Annotated in this window: 17 protein-coding genes; 2 read left to right on the plus strand and 15 right to left on the minus strand. The window is 54.9% G+C overall.

The genetic code is table 11. From position 1 onward, the window contains the following. Positions 1–53 precede the first annotated feature (53 nt). The 6 genes from I6L37_RS10920 to I6L37_RS10945 all read right to left on the minus strand — a co-directional run bounded on the left by I6L37_RS10920 (position 54) and on the right by I6L37_RS10945 (position 8249). The gene (locus I6L37_RS10920) at positions 54–1688 is read right to left on the minus strand and encodes an FGGY-family carbohydrate kinase (RefSeq protein WP_216994052.1); all 1635 of its coding nucleotides are present in this window, start codon (positions 1686–1688) and stop codon (positions 54–56) included. A gap of 9 nt (positions 1689–1697) precedes the next feature. Continuing rightward, positions 1698–2657 (minus strand): ABC transporter permease, encoded by a 960-nt coding sequence (locus I6L37_RS10925; RefSeq protein WP_216994053.1) that lies wholly within the window; start codon positions 2655–2657, stop codon positions 1698–1700. Beyond that, positions 2657–3640 carry an ABC transporter permease gene (locus I6L37_RS10930; protein ID WP_026458385.1) on the minus strand — a complete coding sequence of 328 codons (984 nt, stop codon included), beginning with the start codon at positions 3638–3640 and terminating at the stop codon, positions 2657–2659. Before I6L37_RS10930 ends, I6L37_RS10925 begins: the two co-directional genes overlap by 1 nt. Further along, entirely contained in the window at positions 3633–5129 is a 1497-nt protein-coding gene (locus I6L37_RS10935; protein ID WP_216994054.1) for a sugar ABC transporter ATP-binding protein, read from the minus strand. The genes I6L37_RS10930 and I6L37_RS10935 overlap by 8 nt, the downstream gene beginning before the upstream one ends. Before the next feature lie 98 nt (positions 5130–5227). Next, on the minus strand, positions 5228–6202 hold the full coding sequence (locus I6L37_RS10940) for an autoinducer 2 ABC transporter substrate-binding protein (protein WP_042072935.1): 975 nt from the start codon (positions 6200–6202) through the stop codon (positions 5228–5230). 625 nt (positions 6203–6827) lie between these two features. After that, entirely contained in the window at positions 6828–8249 is a 1422-nt protein-coding gene (locus I6L37_RS10945; RefSeq protein ID WP_032495448.1) for an IS66-like element ISKpn15 family transposase, read from the minus strand. Positions 8250–8345: 96 nt separating this feature from the next. Here I6L37_RS10945 and I6L37_RS10950 point away from each other — a divergent pair, with 96 nt between their 5' ends. Continuing rightward, complete coding sequence (locus I6L37_RS10950; protein WP_216994152.1) at positions 8346–8750, plus strand: inhibitor of vertebrate lysozyme family protein; 405 nt, start codon at positions 8346–8348, stop codon at positions 8748–8750. Between the two features lie 69 nt (positions 8751–8819). On the opposite strand, the gene I6L37_RS10955 is transcribed toward I6L37_RS10950, so the two are convergent. Further along, positions 8820–9368: a beta/gamma crystallin-related protein gene (locus I6L37_RS10955; protein WP_216994055.1), complete on the minus strand. Its 549-nt coding sequence runs from the start codon at positions 9366–9368 to the stop codon at positions 8820–8822. A 193-nt stretch (positions 9369–9561) separates the two neighbouring features. Continuing rightward, the gene (locus tag I6L37_RS10960) at positions 9562–9804 is read right to left on the minus strand and encodes a DUF3297 family protein (protein WP_005302916.1); all 243 of its coding nucleotides are present in this window, start codon (positions 9802–9804) and stop codon (positions 9562–9564) included. Between the two features lie 141 nt (positions 9805–9945). On the opposite strand from I6L37_RS10960, the gene I6L37_RS10965 reads away from it, so the two are divergent. Beyond that, entirely contained in the window at positions 9946–10479 is a 534-nt protein-coding gene (locus I6L37_RS10965) for a metal-dependent hydrolase (protein WP_216994056.1), read from the plus strand. Positions 10480–10755: 276 nt separating this feature from the next. Here the strand turns inward: I6L37_RS10965 and I6L37_RS10970 are convergent, their stop codons facing one another. From I6L37_RS10970 to trpD, 7 genes are all read right to left on the minus strand, one after another. Continuing rightward, positions 10756–11547, minus strand: a complete 792-nt coding sequence (locus I6L37_RS10970; protein ID WP_216994057.1) for an endonuclease NucS domain-containing protein — start codon at positions 11545–11547, stop codon at positions 10756–10758. A gap of 93 nt (positions 11548–11640) precedes the next feature. After that, positions 11641–12387, minus strand: a complete 747-nt coding sequence (locus I6L37_RS10975) for a hypothetical protein (RefSeq protein WP_216994058.1) — start codon at positions 12385–12387, stop codon at positions 11641–11643. Positions 12388–12533: 146 nt separating this feature from the next. Further along, the gene (locus I6L37_RS10980) at positions 12534–13091 is read right to left on the minus strand and encodes a hypothetical protein (protein WP_216994059.1); all 558 of its coding nucleotides are present in this window, start codon (positions 13089–13091) and stop codon (positions 12534–12536) included. 1230 nt (positions 13092–14321) lie between these two features. Beyond that, entirely contained in the window at positions 14322–15128 is an 807-nt protein-coding gene (trpA, locus tag I6L37_RS10985; protein ID WP_216994060.1) for a tryptophan synthase subunit alpha, read from the minus strand. Beyond that, positions 15125–16333 carry a tryptophan synthase subunit beta gene (gene trpB / locus I6L37_RS10990; protein ID WP_216994061.1) on the minus strand — a complete coding sequence of 403 codons (1209 nt, stop codon included), beginning with the start codon at positions 16331–16333 and terminating at the stop codon, positions 15125–15127. The genes trpA and trpB overlap by 4 nt, the downstream gene beginning before the upstream one ends. An 80-nt stretch (positions 16334–16413) precedes the next feature. Next, on the minus strand, positions 16414–17934 hold the full coding sequence (trpCF, locus tag I6L37_RS10995; protein ID WP_216994153.1) for a bifunctional indole-3-glycerol-phosphate synthase TrpC/phosphoribosylanthranilate isomerase TrpF: 1521 nt from the start codon (positions 17932–17934) through the stop codon (positions 16414–16416). Continuing rightward, the gene (gene trpD, locus I6L37_RS11000) at positions 17934–18947 is read right to left on the minus strand and encodes an anthranilate phosphoribosyltransferase (protein WP_216994062.1); all 1014 of its coding nucleotides are present in this window, start codon (positions 18945–18947) and stop codon (positions 17934–17936) included. The genes trpCF and trpD overlap by 1 nt, the downstream gene beginning before the upstream one ends.

Below are 18947 nucleotides of genomic sequence, written 5' to 3' on the forward strand. Positions count from 1 at the left end.
AGCCGCTTTTCTATTCCAGTAATGTCACTTTGCTGTTCGCTGACGTTAGTCCATCAAAATTCGGCCATCATGGCCTTATAGTGGCAATCGTCCTCATACATCTGCTGAAATACCCGGTACTTGGCATCGTAGTAGCGTTTGCTCTTGTTGGCCTGGGGAGTGACTGTTTTACCGATACGGCTCATGGCATTCATGGCATCAGGGATGTCAGCATAAAAGCCTGCAGCCACTGCTCCCAGCATGGCAGACCCAAGCAAGACGGCTTCACTCTCTTCCGGTAGTAACATGGCACACCCTGTTGCATTCGCATGTTCTTGAATGAAAACAGGGTTTTTGGTTCCTCCGCCACATCCCATGATGGTATCTATCTCGTAGCCTGCCGCGTTTTTGACCTCAATGATATGCCGCGTACCCAAGGCGATAGCTTGAATCGTGGCTAGATACTGTAGTGCCATATCTTCCAGAGTTCGGTTCATGGTCAACCCTGTCATCGAGCCCGTCAGGTGTGGGTTGGCGCGGGGTGAGCGATTGCCGTGGAAGTAAGGAAGCACATGACGATCCTTGGTCAGATAAGCAATATCTTCTTTACTGCCAGCTAGTTGGAGCAACAATTCATTGAGCAGTTCATAGATGGTGAGCCCGGCGGCATCAGCTTGTGAGGCTGCTTGTTCGTAGCATGGATGGGCGGTGATGACATGATCGATAAGCGCACCGGTCGCGGACTGTCCCCCCTCGTTGAGCCAATACCCCGGGATCATGGCACTGTAATAGGCTCCCCAGATACCATCGATAAAGCGTGCGGTTTTTGACACTGTCATATGGCAAGAAGATGTTCCCCCGATCAATGCCAGACGTTTGTTGAAATCGGCGGCTTCTCCGGTGGTACCCGCGGCACCTAATACACCAATGCCTCCAGCATGAGCATCAATAATGGAGGTGCCTACCCGAGTACCAATGACCAGCCCCAATTCCTGAGCTGCTTGGCGGGTCAGACCATTACCAGAAGGCTGTCCCATGGGGCGAATATCCGAGCCTATTGCGTGCGCATTGTTGCGTAGCAGATCATCAAGGCCAATAGATTCAAAAAAGCTTCTGTCCCATCGTTCTTCATGTCCCATGTAGGTCCATTTGCATACTGTGGAGCATAGAGAACGACTGTTGTCTCCGGTCGATTTCCAGGTCAGAAAATCTGGCAGATCGAAGAAATATCCGGCTTTAGCCCAAGTCGATGGCATGTGTTGTTTCAGCCACAAAAGCTTGGGGGTTTGCATCTCGGGGGAAATGGTATTGCCGACGAAAGCCAGTACAGGATGCTTGCCAGCATTGATCCTGTCTGCTTGTGCAATAGCGCGATGATCCATCCACATGATGATGTTTTGTTCTTGTCGCCCTGTGGGGCTGACGGTCAGTGGCTGGCCCTGTTGATCAAGTACGACCAAGGAGCACGTTGCATCAAAACCAATACCTTTGACCTGAATAGGCTCTATGTTGGCCTGGGATACGGCATCACGTACGGCCATGCAGACGCATTGCCAGATATCATCGGATGACTGTTCAACAAAATTGGCGCTGGGCTTGAAGACTTGAATATTACGTTTGGCCTCACCGGTCTTGCGACCATAGATATCGAATACGCCGGCCCGGGCACTGCCGCTACCCACATCCACACCGATAAAATAACTACTCATAACGGGTTCCTATGCTTTGTACTTTTGCAGGGCGATGAAAAGAATGAGGATGCCCCCCCAAAGGGCCATGGTCAGGTAACTTGAAACACCCAACAGATTGAGACCACTTTCCAGGGTCTGTAGCACGATAAGAGCCAGACAGATGCCTATGATGCGACCGAAACCGCCATCAGGGTTGATACCTCCCAATACGGAGGCCAGGATGGCAACCAGCAAATATGACTCGCCATAGCCTGCCTTTGCCGAGTTGAACTTGGCCATCATGATCAATGCCGAGACCCAGCACAGCACCGAAGAGACTACATAGACATACATCAGAGATTTCTGGGTATTGATACCGGAAAAGCGGCTGGCTTTTTCGTTGGAACCAATTAGGTAAATGGTCCGGCCCAATGGGGTATGCTCCAGCATGGCCCACAGGCCCAGAGCAAATAGGGCAAACAGCACGAGGGGCATGGGGATCCCGAGAATGGAACCATTGCCTAGCGTAAGCAAGGCCTCCGGAAAACCGGAGATCACGCTTCCCCCGGAGATCAGTACATTCAGGCCGTTGATGAAGGTCATCATGCCCAGGGTCGCCAAGATTGGTGAGACACCGATATAAGCAATCAAGAATCCATTGGCCAATCCTACCGCGATGGCAGTCGCCAAACCGGCTGCCATCGCGGTGATCAACACCGGGGTGTTTTCCGGGCCGCCGGTAATAATACTGGCCATCACCAATGCACAAGCGTTGGTCGTCGCGATGATCGACAGATTGATACCACCGGTCAACATGCACACCATCATCGCCAGTGCCAGGATCCCCAGCAGTGGCATCTGGGATGACATGGACTGCAAGTTGGCCATTGAAAAGAAGGTGGCTCCCGAGCTCAGGGCCATCAGGAGGAAGATGATGGCCATAATCACCAGCAGATAGCGGATGTTTCTGTCCGTTGGCAGCTTCAGGGTATTCATTAATGCGTCCATTAGGCCTCCTGTTGTGCCTGTCGTTTTTCATTCAGGGCGGTAATGCTGATACTCAGGAGGATGATCAAGCCGGTCACGACGGTGTGCCAGTAAGACGGAACATTCAGCAGCGTCAATCCATTCTTGAGAATGGCCAGCAAGGCGACCCCAAGGATGACACCTAACAAGGTGCCTTTGCCGCCAGTCATGCTGGCCCCACCCAATACCACCGCTGCCAGCACAGTCAATTCGAAACCCATGAGGGAGTTGGGCGCAACTGATTGCGTAATCTGGGTCTGTACAACGGCGGCTATGCCTGCCAAGGCTCCCATATAGCCATAGACAAACAGATGTAGAGCAAACAGGTTGATGCCAATGCGGCCTGCGGCATCGCTGTTGCCTCCCATTGCATAGATTTGTCGACCGATACGGGTTTTGTTCATCAGCAGGGAGGTGAAGATGATAGTGATCAGCAGTGCCATGATCGGCAGATTCAGGCCATAGTCGTAGCCGTCATTGCCAGTGAAGCTCAGCAATTCGGTCCCTTCCATAAACCATTCAGGGAAGCCATAGAGCCATTCACCGTTGCTGATGTATATCAGCAAACCAAAATAGACATTCAACATGGCGATGGTGATGATGATGGCGGGGACCTTGAGCCGGTATACCAGTACGGCGTTAAGTATGCCGAGGAGAGAGCCAACAGCCGCCGCAATGATAAAGGCAAGAGTGAAGTTGCCTCCGTTGGCGAGGATATAGCTGGCCATGACATATTGGGCAATAGCGGCTGTGGCGGGGAATGATATATCGATGCCTCCGGCGATCAGCACGACAAACAGACCACAGGCCATGATCCCCAAAATGGCTGAGCTTACCGTCATGTCAAAGATATTGCCCAGCGTCATAAAGTCTGTTGTGCCGACATTCAAACCCGTCATCAATAGCACAATAAGTACCGCCAGATAAAATTCGTGGTGCTTGAACAGGCTTCGTATATCAAGCATTGACGGCCTCCATAATCTCCTGCTCTGTACAATTTGAAGGTGTGAACTCATGAGTGAAACGCCCTTCTTTCATCACAATCACCCTGTGGCTGTTGTAATAAACCTCTGGAATTTCATCACTGACCATCAGAATGGCTATCCCTTGTGCGGCTAAATCCCGAGCGATTTGGTAGATGCTCTCTTTATTCGCAATATCGACGCCCACTGTGGGTGAATCCAGGATCAGGATCTGGGGATTGGCGGCAATCCATTTGGCGATGGCAATACGCTGGGCATTGCCACCAGAGAGACTGGTTACCGGCAACGCGGGGTCGGCAACCTTGATGGCAAGAGATTTGATGAGCTGGTTGACCAGCCTCTTGGCTTTATCATGATCCAGCATGCCATGGTGGGATAAGTCGGGAAGAATGGTTGCCGTCGTGTTATCGGCGATGCTCTGAGCCATCACCAACCCGGTACTCATGCGGTCTTCAGTCACGTAGCCAATGCCTTTGGCAATGGCGTCGCGGTTGTTGTCAAAGCTGACAGATGCGCCATTGATGGCGATGGCACCGCTGTCAGGTTTGGTCATGCCAAATAACGACAGGCACAGTTCGCTTCGTCCCGACCCCAGTAGTCCGGTAATGGAGACAATTTCACCTGCACGTAGCACCAGATCGATATCGTAAAATTGCCCCTTTCTTGAGAGCTTGTCGGTCGTCAGGCGAACATCGCCACCATCAGATTTCGGTGTGAAATCTCCGATGGGCGTGAATTCGAAACGCTGTCCCGTCATCAAAAATGCCAGTTCATCACTATCCACGGCATTGGCTTCAAAGGTTCCAACGGTTTCACCGTCACGGATCACGGTAATGCGATCAGAAATCTCCATGACTTCGTCGAGCTTGTGACTCACAAACACAACGGTAATACCTCTGGCTTTCAGGTCAGCCACAACTTTTATCAGGTTGTTCACTTCGCTTCGAGTCAGGGAGGCAGTGGGTTCATCCATGATCACCAGTTTGGCATCGGCAGCCATGGCTCGGCAGATGGCGACAAGCTGGCATTGAGCGATAGATAGTTGTTCCACCCGTTTGTCCAATGGTAAATCGACACCGACTGTGGACATGGCATGTCTGGCGATCTGCTTTAGTCGCGTATTGCTGACAAATCCCCAATACCACTTCATATGATCCTGAATGGCTATGTTTTCGAACACGGTGAGATTGGGAAACAAGGAGAGATCCTGATAGATAACCTGCACACCATGTTCGAGAGACTGCTGGGGGGTCAGGCGATTGTATTCCTGTCCATCAATGATAATTCGGGCCCCGCTCTCCGGTGCATGAACTCCTGATATCACCTTGAAAAGCGTGCTTTTGCCGCAGCCGTTTTTACCTGCGAGACAATGCACTTCACCGCGCTTGAAACTGATATTGATATTGCTCAGTGCTTTGACGGAACCAAAGTGCTTGGAGACGTTTTTGAGAGTGATGAATTCGTTCGACATATATATCCTGCCGGTGAATATAGGGACGGCTACAGGTTTCACAAGAAGGTGAGTCAGACACCCCATTCCCCTGACTCACCCTTATGCGGAGAAGGGAGTTAGAATCCCAAGCTGCTGGCGTTGGTCTTGTCTACTTCCAGAATCTTGTTGAATTTGATGACCTTGGTATCAGCATTGACCTCGGCCTTGCCCAGGTTCTGAATTTCCAGACCCTCTTTGATCTCTTTGCCATCCAGCATCATTTTGGCCACTGAAACCAGGGCGTAACCGGCATCGGCAGGATTCCACAGGAAGCCTTTGTCGATCTCTCCACGGACCAGATAAGGAGCCGCCTGGCTTGGCATCAGGATCCCGACGGTGTTGATCTTGTCTTTGGCGCGCTTTTTCTTGATGGCTTCACCTGCACCGATCAGCCCCAGCGACCCATAAGAGACGATACCCTTCATATCCGGATGCGCTTTCATCAGGTCATTGGTAGTGGCATATGAGGCATCAACGCTTTCAGCGACAGGCATTCGGCTGGTGACTTCATGCATCTCTGGGTAAGCCTCTTTTTGATACGCGATGGCGAGGTCTGCCCAGTTGTTGTGTAGAGGAACGGTGAGAGAGCCTACATAAACAACGTAACCACCTTTATTCCCCATATGCTTGGCCAACTCATCCATAGTGGCTTTGGCATATGCGGTGTTGTCCAGTGTCTCTATGTCCCAGTCTGCGTTGTGTTTATCAGGCGACTCATGGGTTAACACCACGATTCCTTTTTCACGGGCTTTCTTGAAGACGGGTTCCAGTACAGTGACGTCATTGGGAACAACAGTGATGGCATCGACGCCTTTGGCGATCAGATCTTCAATGATTTTTACTTGTTGGGCTGGATCCGGGGTTGAAGGCCCAACCTGGCGAGCATTCACACCAAGGTCAGTCGCTGCCTGCTCTATTCCCTTGTTCATCTGATTGAACCATGGGATGCCGGACACCTTCACAACGTTGACGATCTCGTAATCTTTGGCCGCCACACCGGCAGATAGCATTGCCAGAGAGAGCGCACCGATCTTGAAAATGGATTTTTTCACCTTGGTTCACCTATTTGCATGTAGGGTGGATAGAGCAGGTATTCCTCCTGCCTGGCTGCGCAAATATAAGTTTTGCAATAGTGGAAATCCGCCGGCCCCTCAATAAATGTGAACCACGCCCATTAATGTTTATATGCAGAAAAATTATTGTTAAATTTAGGTTTTTAGTGGTCTGGTGTGGAATTATAACTACTTGTTTTCTTGGCGGCTCAAACAAAAACAAAACGAAAATCACCAATAAGTTAACATTCTGGGTTGGGTTAATTTCGAGACGCGCAGATAGATAGTTTCTTGCGTTCAAGAAATAATGGAAATGAGTGATTGATCACAAATAATGTGCTGGTCTATACCTACTTGATTATCAATAGGGCGCTAACAGCGCAAAAGCAAAGAAAACGTTTTCCTGTTGAAGGGAACAATTGTTACTTTATTACGCCATAAAATGACGAAGTCTAATGTCGGGTTCCTGATGTTCTCGTAGTCGACAGGTAGCCGGGGAGGGAGTAGCGTGACGATGCGCTGTGAGCGCGTTTTTCAGGCATTACCTAAGAAGGAAGTTTCCATGACCCGTCTCTCTCGCGCTATTGCGATCTCCCTGCTGCTGACCAGTGCCGTGCGTATCTATTCACCAGGACGGGGTTGACGGCATCAGTTCTGCCGGGATGGGATAATCTGTCTTCTCGATGCACGCCCTGACCACGGCCCTCAACCACTCCTGTGGGCAGCGGCCCAATCGCTTGCCGGTCTCCACCAACGACAGGATGCGCTGGCGAAACAGCTCGCCCCGGTGAGACCACACGCCGTAGCTACCCTTGCGCCAGAGCACATAGCCACGCAGCGCCCGCTCCGCCTCGTTGTTGGTCAGCGCTATTTCGTCGTCAGTCATAAACCGCCACAGCATCTCGTCATCCCGCAGCAGCAACTGGCATCGTCCACGGTAGCGTTTGCTGCACAACAGGGCGCCGCGCTCCAACTGGCTTCGCCAGCTTTGCCGGTAACGCGCGAGCCTGCGCAGGTATTTCTGCTTGCTCAACGCACCGCTTTCCCAACGGTGCCGGGTACGAAACACCGCATCCGCCAGCAAGACCAACCGGGCACCGATGGGCTGGTTGCACTGCTCGCTACTCTCGGCGATGGCCACGAGATTGCGGGCCACGTGGGCCCAGCACAGTTGCCGCTGGTCGGCGTCGATAAACCGGTAGCCGGCGTACTGGTCGGTCACCAGCACCCCGTCAAACTCGGCGCCCAGCAGCCGCTTGGCCGCCTCCTGACCACGGCCATAGGCCGTCATGAAGCAGACGGCTATCTTGCTCAGCGCCAGCCACATCCAGCGGCGCTCTCCACCCCGCTGATGCCGGGTCTCATCGGCATGAACGTGGGTGGCCGTCTGCACCTGCTGCTTGATGGCCTGGTAGGTCGGGGTGAGCATGGCACTCACCCGCCCCTGCGCCTCACTGATGGCGCCCCGGCTAAAACTCAGGCCGAAATGCTGTTTGAGCTGCTGCTGTATCTGGCTGACGCTCTGGTGAAACTGGCCGCTTTGCAGCGCGATGTAGCTGAGCAGATTGGCCCCCATCTGGCTGCTGCTGACGTTGTCTGGCAGTGCGGCCTGGGTCGTGCCGATACACCGTGAGCAGGTCGCACGATACAGTTGGTGTTCGGTGACGAGATAGCTCACCTCGGGCAGCTCGAACACCTGATGAACCTGATAGGGTTTGGCATGGGCCACCATGTCCCCGCCACAGCAAGCGCAATCGGCGGCAGGGTAATGCGGGACCAGGGTCAGGCGGGCATCAAGCGGATGCCGCTCGCGGCGATGTCCCTTGTGACCGGGCTGCGCCCCCCGTTGCTTGCCGGACGCCGGACGCTTGCGGGCCGGCGGCGGTGCACCGGGGCCGTCGCTGGAAGGCGGCTTGGAGGAGTTGCCGCTGTGCTGATTGAGGCGGTCCTCCAGCTCGGCGATGCGGTCGAGGAGCTTATAAATCAGCTCGTTGGCCTGCTCCAGAGTGGTGGGCATTCCCGCGGAATGCATGGTGTTTTTGCTCATGGGGGGAGCGTATCTAAGGAGCAGGATCAAGCAAGCAGGAAAGTGGGATCAAGAGACGATCGTCTCATTTTTCCTGTGTCAATACTGTTCCGGTGAATACTTACTGCCGTGCCGGCGTTTGCCGCCGCCACTTATACCTCGGATCTGCTGCTGTCGGCGGACTTCAAGGCCCCTTGGGCCAAGGCGACGGACGGCATCAAGAACCTGCCCAAGTGGGTGCGCAGCGGCAACGGTACCAGCTCCCCGCTCGAAGCAGTGGCCGGCACCCCCTATCAGAGCGGCTCGGTCTGCAAACCCCACGATTGCGCCAGCCACTACATGCAATTGCTGGTGGATGCCAAGGCCAAGCGGGTGTGGGGCGTGCTGATTGACCTGCCAGATACCGATGCCGCCCGCGAAACCCCGTCGAAGTTTGCCCGCTACACCTGGCTCGGCCAGCCGGACAAGGGGATGCAGGCCGCCCTGATGAAGCAGGTTGAGGCCGACCCCAACTGGCAGTAAGCATCAAAAAGCAAAAACCTCTGCCCAAGCAGAGGTTTTTTTATGGCGAAGAGGTGATGGGGCAAGGCGCTAGCGGCTCAGGATCCGCACCGAGCGGATGCGGTTGTTGAAATCGGTCGCCTCCTGCTCGCCGCCCTTGCGGGTGTAGTAGCCGCCGCGAAAGTCGGTCTCCTCGAAGAAACGCACCACCCAGCCAGCCGGCACGGTGAAGGAGGAGATACGGTTGGCAAAGCCGTAGCGGCCGAGATCCGCAATATCCCGGTCGATGCGCAGGGACTCGCCGCTCTGATGGGCGCCGTCAAACACCAACAGAGTGCTGGCGTCGTCCCCTTCGTCCAATCGGGTTGTCAGGCAGCTCGCCTTGGCCGCCTCGCAAAACAGGCTGTTGTTGCCTTGGCCCTGCTGGCAGCGGCGGCTCACCTTCTGGCGCGCCAGCCACTCGCTGCGCCCCGCATCGGCATAGACGCTATTGAAGGGGGTCAGAGTGCAGACATGGATGCGTCCGCCCCCGTAACCCTGGCCACCATTGGCGACCACGATATTGGGGTTGATCAGGATATCGGCGCGGGCCATCCCCGCCAGGGTCAATAGCGTAAACAGGGTAAACAGTTTGTTCATGGAAAAGTCTTGAAACTGACAGAAGGGCGGCAAGGATTGCCGAGGCGCCAGAGCGATGCAAGAGGGACTTGGATGGGTTGCGACAACTCTTGCCCACCGCTTGGCGTGTCACAGGGGCCCTGAAACAAAACACCGGCGCAAGGCCGGTGTTTTGGGATCTCAGCCCCTTGTCAGGGGTGGAGCCATGGCGGGCTTAGGCGTAGAAGGCCTCGACGGTGCCCTTGACGGTGATCAGCATGGGGTTGCCGTAGCGATCCTTGGCCTTGGGGGAGGGGATCTTCACCCAACCTTCGCTGATGCAGTACTCCTCGACATTGGTGCGCTCCTTGCCGTTCACGCGAATGCCGATCTCGTGCTGGAAGCACTCCGCCACATGGTGCGGGCTGCGCGGGTTGGCCGCCAGGCGGTCGGGCAGGGCCGGTTTGTTGTCGCTCATTTTATTTACCTGAGTGTGATAAAAAGTGGGTCATTGTAGGCAATGCCCGCCATGGGCTCAAGGCTGGTGGTACGCAACTTCACCTTCACTTCACCGAGCGGGGATAAGGTAGGCTAACGTTTTCAGTTGGAGCTTCACCCTATGCCCACCATCGTCACTCACGTCGCCGTCCCTCTCTGTCTTGGGCTCGGGCTTGGCAGCCGGATTATCCCGCCACGCCTGCTGCTGGCGGGGGTTGCCATCGCCATGCTGCCCGATGCCGATGTGCTCGCTTTCAAGTTGGGGGTCGCTTACGGCCATGTTTTTGGCCACCGCGGCTTTACCCACTCCCTGCTGTTCGCCTTTGTCCTGCCCACGCTGGCCATGCTGCTTCACCGCCAATTTCGGGCCAGTGCCGCCACCGTCTGGTCGTTTTTGCTGGTCTCTCTGCTCTCCCACAGCTTGCTCGATTCGCTCACCACCGGCGGCAAGGGAGTGGGCTGGCTTTGGCCGTGGCGTGATGAGCGTTTCTTCGCCCCCTGGCAGGTGATCCGGGTTGCCCCCTTCAGGCTGGAGGCCTATTTCACCGCCCGAAGTGAAGCGGTGATCCTCTCCGAGCTCTACTGGGTCTGGCTGCCGGGGATGGTATTGATGCTGACTTTGATGGGGTGGCGGGTGTGGGGAAGGGGGCGGTAGCGACGGGATTGGAAAGAGGGGCTGATATACCGTGGCTGAGCAAAAAATAAAGACTTTGACACCCATCTTTTGGGTTCTGGCTATGCAATGTTTTGCTCATAAAGATGGGTGTCCTGATTTTTGTTTGATCGGGTACTTTTGGCATTTCCTATTACCAGTTAACGCCCGCTTAAGTGGTGAGCAACGCTGCCACCATATTCAATTATTACACCGTAAACACTGAAGCCGATTCAAACCAAAACCACCGAGCTTTGCGAATCCGTCTTGAGGCATTTGTTATGCGTCTTCCAACTTGAGACTCATCTGGTATGTCATTAATTTTATTGCACTATTGGTTTCAGCTGCTTGAACTAAGCTTTCTTCAATTTCGCCTGCAATAATGACCCCTTCAACTAACCGTTCGCTAAACTTGCGTTTAATTAACCCCAAATACATAGATATTTGCCCAAATACTTTATAGTCAGCTAAACCAGCCTTAAGCTCTACGATTAAAAGCGATTTATCATCCGCTTTTTCCAGTAGTATGTCTATTCTTCTAGATCCAATAGGATACTCTATGCCAACATCTACGCCGCCGAAAATCTGATAGCTAGGGAATAATTCAGAAACTTGCATGCAAAGGGTTTGTTGTAAGTCCTTTTCATAAGCAAAGTTCATTGAAAGAGCACTTAATTGAATAGCTTGGCTTTGTGGTGGTATTGAAATTTGCCGAGTACAATATTCTTGCATTTCATCAGCTTTTGTATCATTACAATAGTCTTCGACTGCTTTCATTAGATCTTCATTTTGCTTTTGAGCCTGCTGCTGAGAGTAAAAACGAATATAATAAGAAAGAGCTGATTTAACAGCGCCTTCCAATTCTTCTCCTATATTGAAAAACTTACCATTTTTACCATATAGCTTCTGAAGGTTTTTTAAAACATGAGAATCTGTGAGCTCATAAATATTAACCTTGCTACCTGTCTGCTCAGAGTAATGTCTTGATAGCCTAGATATTAACTCTGGGTAACTAGGCACAGCCCAATCATTACCTGACTGCTTCAGCCAGCTAGTAAACTCTACTTCCATAACTTCAAATTCCTCCAGAAGCAGGACTCCCACAGCACGGGAAAAATTGAAGCGCAGCGGAGATTTTGTCCCAGTACCTGCGCTTGTTAGAACTCATTCTGGGACTATTGATTGGAGTTCACTACTGATAGTGATCTCATAATGCTTCATGAGATCACCGACGTTCACTCCAACCACTTTCCTCACGGCACCCAAGGAAAAATTGAGCTCTTGGAGGTCTGGATTGTTAGGCGTTGAATTCATGTAATGGCGGCAAGCTCTAACGATAGATTCGGCAATGATGGATAGCGGGGAATCTGGAGAAATTTCAGCCCGAATTCCTGTGATGAGTAGCCGCAGCTCCTTAAGAGACTCAAAGACCCTTTTGGGATCTTCCTGATCGTACGGTTCAAAAAGGCTGCCTTTATCTTCCAAAAGACAAATCAATCGTTTAGCTAACTTCTCGTCCGGCCGGTGAGGAAGAAATTGAAACACTACTCTTTTTCCACCCTCGAGACATTCCTTCATTAATGACTCATGATCACGCTTCCACTTTCGGAGATGTTCTGCGGGATAACCATGCCCACCATTCTTATCGACTAAGTCCGCGCAGGCACCACAAAGCCAAATTGCATTGGCTATTCCACTTCTTTGTTGAATTGTCTGTGACATGTCATAACGAGGACCGCCCGGACTGGCTGCGCAGATATGAGCAGCTTCCCCTGTTTTAATTGAAAGATTCGATGCGGCTTGGTCAGGTCCGATGGTGATCCTGCGACAGTAAGGATTGCTGCAAATGTATGCAGCGCGCTCAGCAACCTTTCGCACTACAGCGGCTTTGAAGTCGTCCCGTTTAGCCATTTTTATGAGTTTACCTCAAATGAGTTATAACTCCCTATTAAGGATGCGTAACGCAATACCGATGCCACCTTAACCATTCAAACCAACGCATAGTGAAAATGCCACGCGTTGCGAATCCCTCTCGAATGGCTTGATATAAAAATTATTTACTCTACTCTTGATCCTACGTACACATCTCCACTGATCAAAACCTCTATGAATGAGCCTCGCTTTTCATGCCCACTTAGGTGTTGATCTTCTTCAATTTTCTTACCGAGCCAATAGTGTCTATAGTAATACTCGAAAGCGCTAAACTCCCTTGGAAACTGATGATCAAGCCAGGTCATATCTAGCTTCATTATTGGTCCGTCAGTATGAACTTCATAAATCGTAGGTTTAGTTTTATGACCATGCCTTTCAACATATTCATATGCTTTATCAATAGACTCTACAGCAAAAAAACAGTTCAGTCTGGAGACTAAGTCTAAATTTTTTAAGTGAGGATGCTCTATCCGAAAGAATTCTAGAAAATATTCTCGATAGCTAGAGTTATCTAGGAGTGCAACTTCTTTTGGTGGTGGATTACTACAAAATCCATTAATTCCAAGTCGCCTAAACCTTGCCTGATATATTTTTCCAAATTTCGACAGTGAACCATTACCTAACTTAATGTGCATGTCCTCTTTTAAAGAGCCCGTCACATCAGCATGATAGAACTTTTTCACTTCACATCCTTATAAAACTGATTTGTTTTTATAACAGTGATTAGATATAAGGCGGTACTAATACGATAGCAGAGCCTTCTTATATGACTTCACTCTGTCCTAATAGTTGCCACAAAAAATAAATTCAAAGCATCTCGTATGTTGGGCTAAAAATCGCAGGTTGGTGCTGAACGAATTTAAGCCCAACGATTACTGCGAAATATATATGCAAATCTGTTTTACGGATCTACCACATCCTTGTTTAGCCCGACCGGGTTGGTGCAATAATGCTCGCCTGTTAGGCTTTGCTACACGCTGCGTCAATCTACAAAAACCACGCTACCGCCCCTGGGTTACAGCCCCCAGTCTGCTGTTGTTAACCTGTGAAATAGCAACAATTGCTTCCATGGCACTCTCCCGAGAGATGGATTATCGTTTGGCTATTTTAAGGGGCCTGATTGAGATATGAAAAGTGGAAGTTGATAGAAATCTGAGCTGGCTCAATCAATTAGTGAAAACTGTTGCTTAAGTGAGCTGTCGGGTTAATGGGGGGAATTCCCCTCACCCCAGCCCTCTCCCAAGGGGAGAGGGGGTTTGTTCACTGTTGCACGGTAGCTTCAGGCTGGCACGGTGTTGATCCCCCTCTTGTTCGCTGAGGCGAGCCCTCTTGTCCAGGCCGCGAGGCAGGACGCCGAGCGAGCGGCGCTGGGCCATGGGCAAAATCGGGAAAGGGCGAGCACAGCTCGACCCGATTTGGCGCGAGAACACGGATGTTCGAAGCGGACTTTGGCCGGAGCCATGGATGGCGGAGGCCAAAGGCCCATCGGCGCGTGCCGTTGGGCAAGAGGGTGAGCCGAAGGTACCCGACGTCAGTCGGGCGAATAAGCGGGGGAGAAGACCTTTGGTGACTTTGGGGCTTTCCAAAGTCACTCGCCTCAGCCCGAAGGGCGGGCGAAACCCCATAGGGGGCGGCGCCCTCGCGTCCCATGCGGCGAAGCCGCATCAAGGGGCCAACCGCTGGCTCGGGAGTTCGGATTAGCTCCGCCCGGATCGCGAACATCCGATTACGCTTCGCTACTCGAACCTACGATTCGATAACGCTGGATTATTATGGGTTCCCTCACCCTAACCCTCTCCCAAGGGGAGAGGGGATAAAGACGTTGGGAGCGGCAACAAGCAGGAAATAGAAAGGGAGCCTATCAGGCTCCCTTTCCGCACTCACGGTCAATGGCATGTGGCCCATGCCGCCTCTTACCGATTGGTCACGGCCTTCATCCCTTCCACAAACTCTTTCAGACGGGTGAGCATATGCTCCGGGTTCTGATGGTGGGTCTCGATGATCTTCACCACGGCGGAGCCGGAGATGGCTCCGGCGGCGCCAGCTGCGATGGCTTCACGCACCTGAGCCGGTTCGCTGATGCCAAAGCCGAGCAGGGCGGGGGGAGCGTTGAACTCGCGCAGGGTATTGATGAGACCTTCCACCGGCATGCCGGCCTTGGTCTCGGCACCGGTCACGCCGGCGCGGCTCACCAGATAGGTGTAGCCATTGCCGAGCTCCGCCACGGCCTTGAGCGTCTCGGCGTCACCATTGGGCGGGGCGATAAAGATGCTGTCGATGCCGAACTTGTCGGCGGCCGCCTTGTAGGGGGCGCACATCTGCACCGGCACGTCGGCGACCAGCACCGAATCTACGCTTGCCTGCTGGCACTTCTCGTAGAAGCCGTCAATTTTGCGCACATAGACCAGGTTGGCGTAGACCAAGAGGCCAATGGGCAACTGCGGGTACTTGGCGCGGATGCGGCCGAGCAGCTCGAAGCAGTCGTCCGGGGTGGTGTGGCTGGCAAACGCGCGCAGGGCGGCGCCCTGAATGGTGGGGCCGTCCGCCACCGGATCGGAGAAGGGAATGCCGAGCTCGAGGGCGTCGGCGCCCCCTGCGACCAGCGCATCGACGATGGCCAGTGACAATTCTGGGGTGGGGTCACCCAGCATCACGAACGGCACAAAGGCGCCCTGATTGGCCGCGTCCAGACGGGAGAAGAGTTGTGCGTAACGGTTCATTTGCAGGTTCCTTCTTTCTCAAAGCTTTCTGTTTCCAAGATATCGGCAACGGTGAAGATATCTTTGTCGCCACGGCCGGAGAGGTTGACGATAAGCACCTGCTCTTTTTCCGGTTCACTGCGAGCCATCTTGAGGGCGTGGGCCAGCGCGTGGGAGGACTCCAGCGCCGGGATGATGCCTTCGGATTTGGCCAGCTCCTGGAAGGCGTCCAGCGCCTCCTTGTCGGTCACCGAGGGGTACTCGGCGCGGCCGATGGCGGCCAGATGGGCGTGCTGCGGGCCGACGGAGGGGAAGTCCAGCCCCGCCGAGACGGAGTAGGACTCCTGAATTTGCCCCTGATTGTCCTGCATCAGGTAGGAGTGCATGCCGAAGAAGACCCCCTTGCTGCCGTGACCGAGCGGTGCGCCGTGTTCGCCGCTCTCGATGCCGTGACCACCCGGCTCGACGCCGATCAGGCGCACCTCAGGGTTGTCGATAAAGTCGGCAAACATGCCGATGGCGTTCGACCCGCCGCCGACGCACGCGATCACCGCATCGGGCAGTCGCTCTTCCTTCTCGAAGCACTGGGCCTTGGCCTCTTCGCCGATCATCTTCTGGAACTCCCGCACGATAGTGGGGAAGGGGTGCGGGCCGGCGGCGGTACCGAGCAGGTAGTGGGCCGACTCGTAGTTGGCGGCCCAGTCGCGCAGCGCCTCGTTGCAGGCATCTTTGAGGGTGCTGGAGCCGGAGTGCACCGGAATAACGGTGGCACCCATCAGCTTCATGCGAAAGACGTTGGGCTTCTGGCGTTCGCAATCCTTGGCACCCATGTAGACCCGGCACTTGAGGCCGAGCAGGGCGCAGGCCAGCGCGGTGGCCACGCCATGCTGACCTGCGCCGGTTTCGGCGATGATCTCGTTCTTGCCCATCCGCTTGGCCAGCAGCGCCTGACCCAGCACCTGGTTGGTCTTGTGGGCGCCGCCGTGCAGCAGATCTTCGCGCTTCAGATAGAGGCGGGTCTTGGTGCCCTTGGTCAGATTGCGAGTCAGGGTGAGCGGGGTCGGGCGACCGGCATACTCGGTCAGCAGGGTCTGAAACTCGGCGATAAAGGCCGGATCATCCTTGGCGTCGACGAAGGCCTTCTCCAGCTGGAGCAGGGCGGGGATGAGGATCTGGGGCACATACATGCCGCCAAATTCACCAAAAAACGGGTTGAGCAGGGTCATGGTTTCTTCCTTATACCTTGAGTCGAAAACGGAACATCAATTACGAAACAGTGATTCAGTAGTGGCCTCACAGGGCGCGCTTACAGTTGGCGCAGGACAGCAAACGCAGCCGCCAGCTTGCGGGCATCTTTCTGGCCCGGGGCACTCTCTACCCCGGAGTTGAAATCAAGGCCGAGGCAGCCCACTTGCGCGGCTTGCAGGGCGTTGTCGGGGTTGAGGCCGCCCGCCAGCATCAGCTTGGCTTTATCGAGATGGGCCAGCAGTGCCCAGTCGAACGCCTGACCGGTGCCGCCGCTCTGGCTGCCCACTTTGGTATCCAGCAGCAGGCGATCCGCCGGGTAGTCGAGGGCGGGTAGCGGCTCGCCACTTTCCTTGCCAAGAGAGACGCCGACGGCCTTCCAGATCTGGCAGCCAGCCGGCAGCAGTGGGCGCAGCGTCTCAATGTAGGCTGCATCTTCATCCCCATGGAGCTGCACCGCGGTGAGCCCCAGCGCCTTTACCGTCTTGGCGATGGTGGCGGGTTGGGCATTGCGAAATACTCCCACATAGGAGAGCGGCGCGCCCGCCATCACGGCGCGGGCGGCGGGGATGTCCACATAACGCGGGCTTTTGGCCACAAAGATAAGACCCCCGAATACCGCGCCCGCCTGATGGGCGGCGGCGGCATCCTTGGCGCGTGTGAGGCCACACACCTTGTTCTGGCCTAGTACCAGCTTGCGCACTGCCGCTTCCAGATCCGGCTCGGCCATCAGGGAGGAGCCCACCAGAAAGCCCTTGGCGTGGTGGCGCAGATCCGCTACCTGAGCGCGGTGGTTGATGCCGGACTCGCTGATCACCACCCGATCGGCCGGAGCTTTTTGTGACAGGATGGCGGCCAGCTGTTTGGTGCGGTTGAGATCGACGCTCAAATCCCGCAGATCCCGGTTGTTGATGCCAATGACCGGCGCCCCCAGCGCGATGGCGCGGGTCAGCTCCTCCTGGTTGCTCACCTCGGTGAGCACCCCGAGGCCCAGCTCTTTGGCCACTGCGAACAGGGCACGATAGCCATCGTCGGTGAGCACCGAGAGCATCAGCAGGATGGCGTCCGCCTGATAGTGGCGGGCCAGATAGACCTGATAGGGGTCAATCATGAAATCCTTGCAGAGCACCGGCTGTTGGACGCGGCTGCGCACCCGCGGCAGGAAAGCAAAATCCCCCTGAAAGAACTTCTCGTCGGTCAGCACCGAGATGGCGGTGGCGTATTTGCCATAGATGTCGGCGATCGCCTCCGGGCTGAAATCGTCGCGGATCAAGCCCTTGGAGGGGGAGGCCTTCTTGCACTCCAGAATAAAGCGGGTAGAGCCCGCCTTGAGCGCCCCGACAAAATCCCGATCGCTGGGGGTAAGCGCGCTCTGGAAGCTCTCCAGCGGCTGGGCCAGCTTGCGGGCGGCAACCCACTCCTGCTTGGCCGCCACGATTTTGCCGAGAATGGTCTGGCTGATGGAGGCCATGTTCAGAAAGGCATGGGGGGCAATAAGGTCTGACATCTCGTTATCCTTGCGAAACTGGCTCTTGCCCTGTGGGCGTTCTGAATGACTGCTGTGCAGAGTCGTGGCTGACATCATGCCTCCTGATGACTCAAGGTGGCCAGCCGAGCGGCGAGCTCCGCCGTCTTGCCGCTCGCCAGCACCGCCAGCACCTCGGCCGCCGCGCTCTTGAGATCGGTCGCCTTGCCTGCCATCAGCAGCAGCGGTGCCACGTTGGCGGCAATGGCGGCGTTGTGGGCCGGGGTGCCACGTCCTTCCAGAATGGCAGCGGTGATGGCGCGGTTCTCTTCAGGCTCACCGCCCTGAATAGCGCTGACCGGATAGGTCTCCAGGCCAAAGTCAGCCGGGGTTAACAGAAACTCGCGGATCTCGCCGTCACGGATCTGGGCCACCTGGGTCGGGCCGTGGATGGCAATTTCATCCAGCCCTGCGCCGTGCACCACCATACCGGTTTTCAGCCCCAGAGCCAGCAGGGTTTCGGCGATGGGGCGCACCAGCTCCGGGGCATAGACCCCCATCAGCTGATAGGTGGGGCGAGCGGGGTTGATGAGCGGCCCCAGCACATTGAACAGGGTGCGGGTCTTGAGGGCCTGACGTACCGGCATGGCATGGCGCACGCCGGCGTGGTACTGGGGGGCGAACAAAAAGCAGATGCCGAGCTCATCCAGGCAGCGGCGCGCCTGCGCCGGGCTCATATCGAGCTTGATGCCCATCTTGTCCAGCAGATCGCTCGAACCCGATTTGCTCGAGACCGAGCGGTTGCCGTGCTTGGCCACTTTCAGACCGCAGGCGGCGGCGACCAGCGCCGAGGTGGTGGAGACGTTGATGGTGTTGAGGCCATCGCCACCGGTGCCGACGATGTCGCAGAACTCATAGTCCGGGCGCGGGAAGTTGCGCGCTTCCGCCAGCAAGGCTTCGGCGGCGCCGGCGATCTCCTCCGGGGTCTCCCCCTTGATCTTGAGAGCGGTCAAGAGACTGGCGAGCACGATGGGATCCACTTCGCCACGTACCACCTGGCCGAAGGCGTCGCGGGTACTTTCACGGCTCAGAGACTGACCCTGATAGAGGGTGTTGAGATGATGATGCAT

It is taken from the genome of Aeromonas sp. FDAARGOS 1407 (assembly GCF_019048725.1).
Lineage (GTDB): Bacteria > Pseudomonadota > Gammaproteobacteria > Enterobacterales > Aeromonadaceae > Aeromonas > Aeromonas enteropelogenes.

Coding starts and splice junctions, on each gene's coding strand:
- I6L37_RS10955 (WP_216994055.1), bottom strand. CDS start 9,368: ATGAACAAACTGTTTACCCTGTTTACGCTATTGACCCTGGCGGGGATG.
- trpB (WP_216994061.1), bottom strand. CDS start 16,333: ATGACCCTGCTCAACCCGTTTTTTGGTGAATTTGGCGGCATGTATGTG.
- I6L37_RS10935 (WP_216994054.1), bottom strand. CDS start 5,129: ATGTCGAACGAATTCATCACTCTCAAAAACGTCTCCAAGCACTTTGGT.
- I6L37_RS10930 (WP_026458385.1), bottom strand. CDS start 3,640: ATGCTTGATATACGAAGCCTGTTCAAGCACCACGAATTTTATCTGGCG.
- I6L37_RS10920 (WP_216994052.1), bottom strand. CDS start 1,688: ATGAGTAGTTATTTTATCGGTGTGGATGTGGGTAGCGGCAGTGCCCGG.
- I6L37_RS10975 (WP_216994058.1), bottom strand. CDS start 12,387: ATGGCTAAACGGGACGACTTCAAAGCCGCTGTAGTGCGAAAGGTTGCT.
- trpA (WP_216994060.1), bottom strand. CDS start 15,128: ATGAACCGTTACGCACAACTCTTCTCCCGTCTGGACGCGGCCAATCAG.
- trpD (WP_216994062.1), bottom strand. CDS start 18,947: ATGCATCATCATCTCAACACCCTCTATCAGGGTCAGTCTCTGAGCCGT.
- I6L37_RS10965 (WP_216994056.1), top strand. CDS start 9,946: ATGCCCACCATCGTCACTCACGTCGCCGTCCCTCTCTGTCTTGGGCTC.
- I6L37_RS10970 (WP_216994057.1), bottom strand. CDS start 11,547: ATGGAAGTAGAGTTTACTAGCTGGCTGAAGCAGTCAGGTAATGATTGG.
- I6L37_RS10960 (WP_005302916.1), bottom strand. CDS start 9,804: ATGAGCGACAACAAACCGGCCCTGCCCGACCGCCTGGCGGCCAACCCG.
- I6L37_RS10925 (WP_216994053.1), bottom strand. CDS start 2,657: ATGGACGCATTAATGAATACCCTGAAGCTGCCAACGGACAGAAACATC.
- trpCF (WP_216994153.1), bottom strand. CDS start 17,934: ATGTCAGCCACGACTCTGCACAGCAGTCATTCAGAACGCCCACAGGGC.
- I6L37_RS10945 (WP_032495448.1), bottom strand. CDS start 8,249: ATGAGCAAAAACACCATGCATTCCGCGGGAATGCCCACCACTCTGGAG.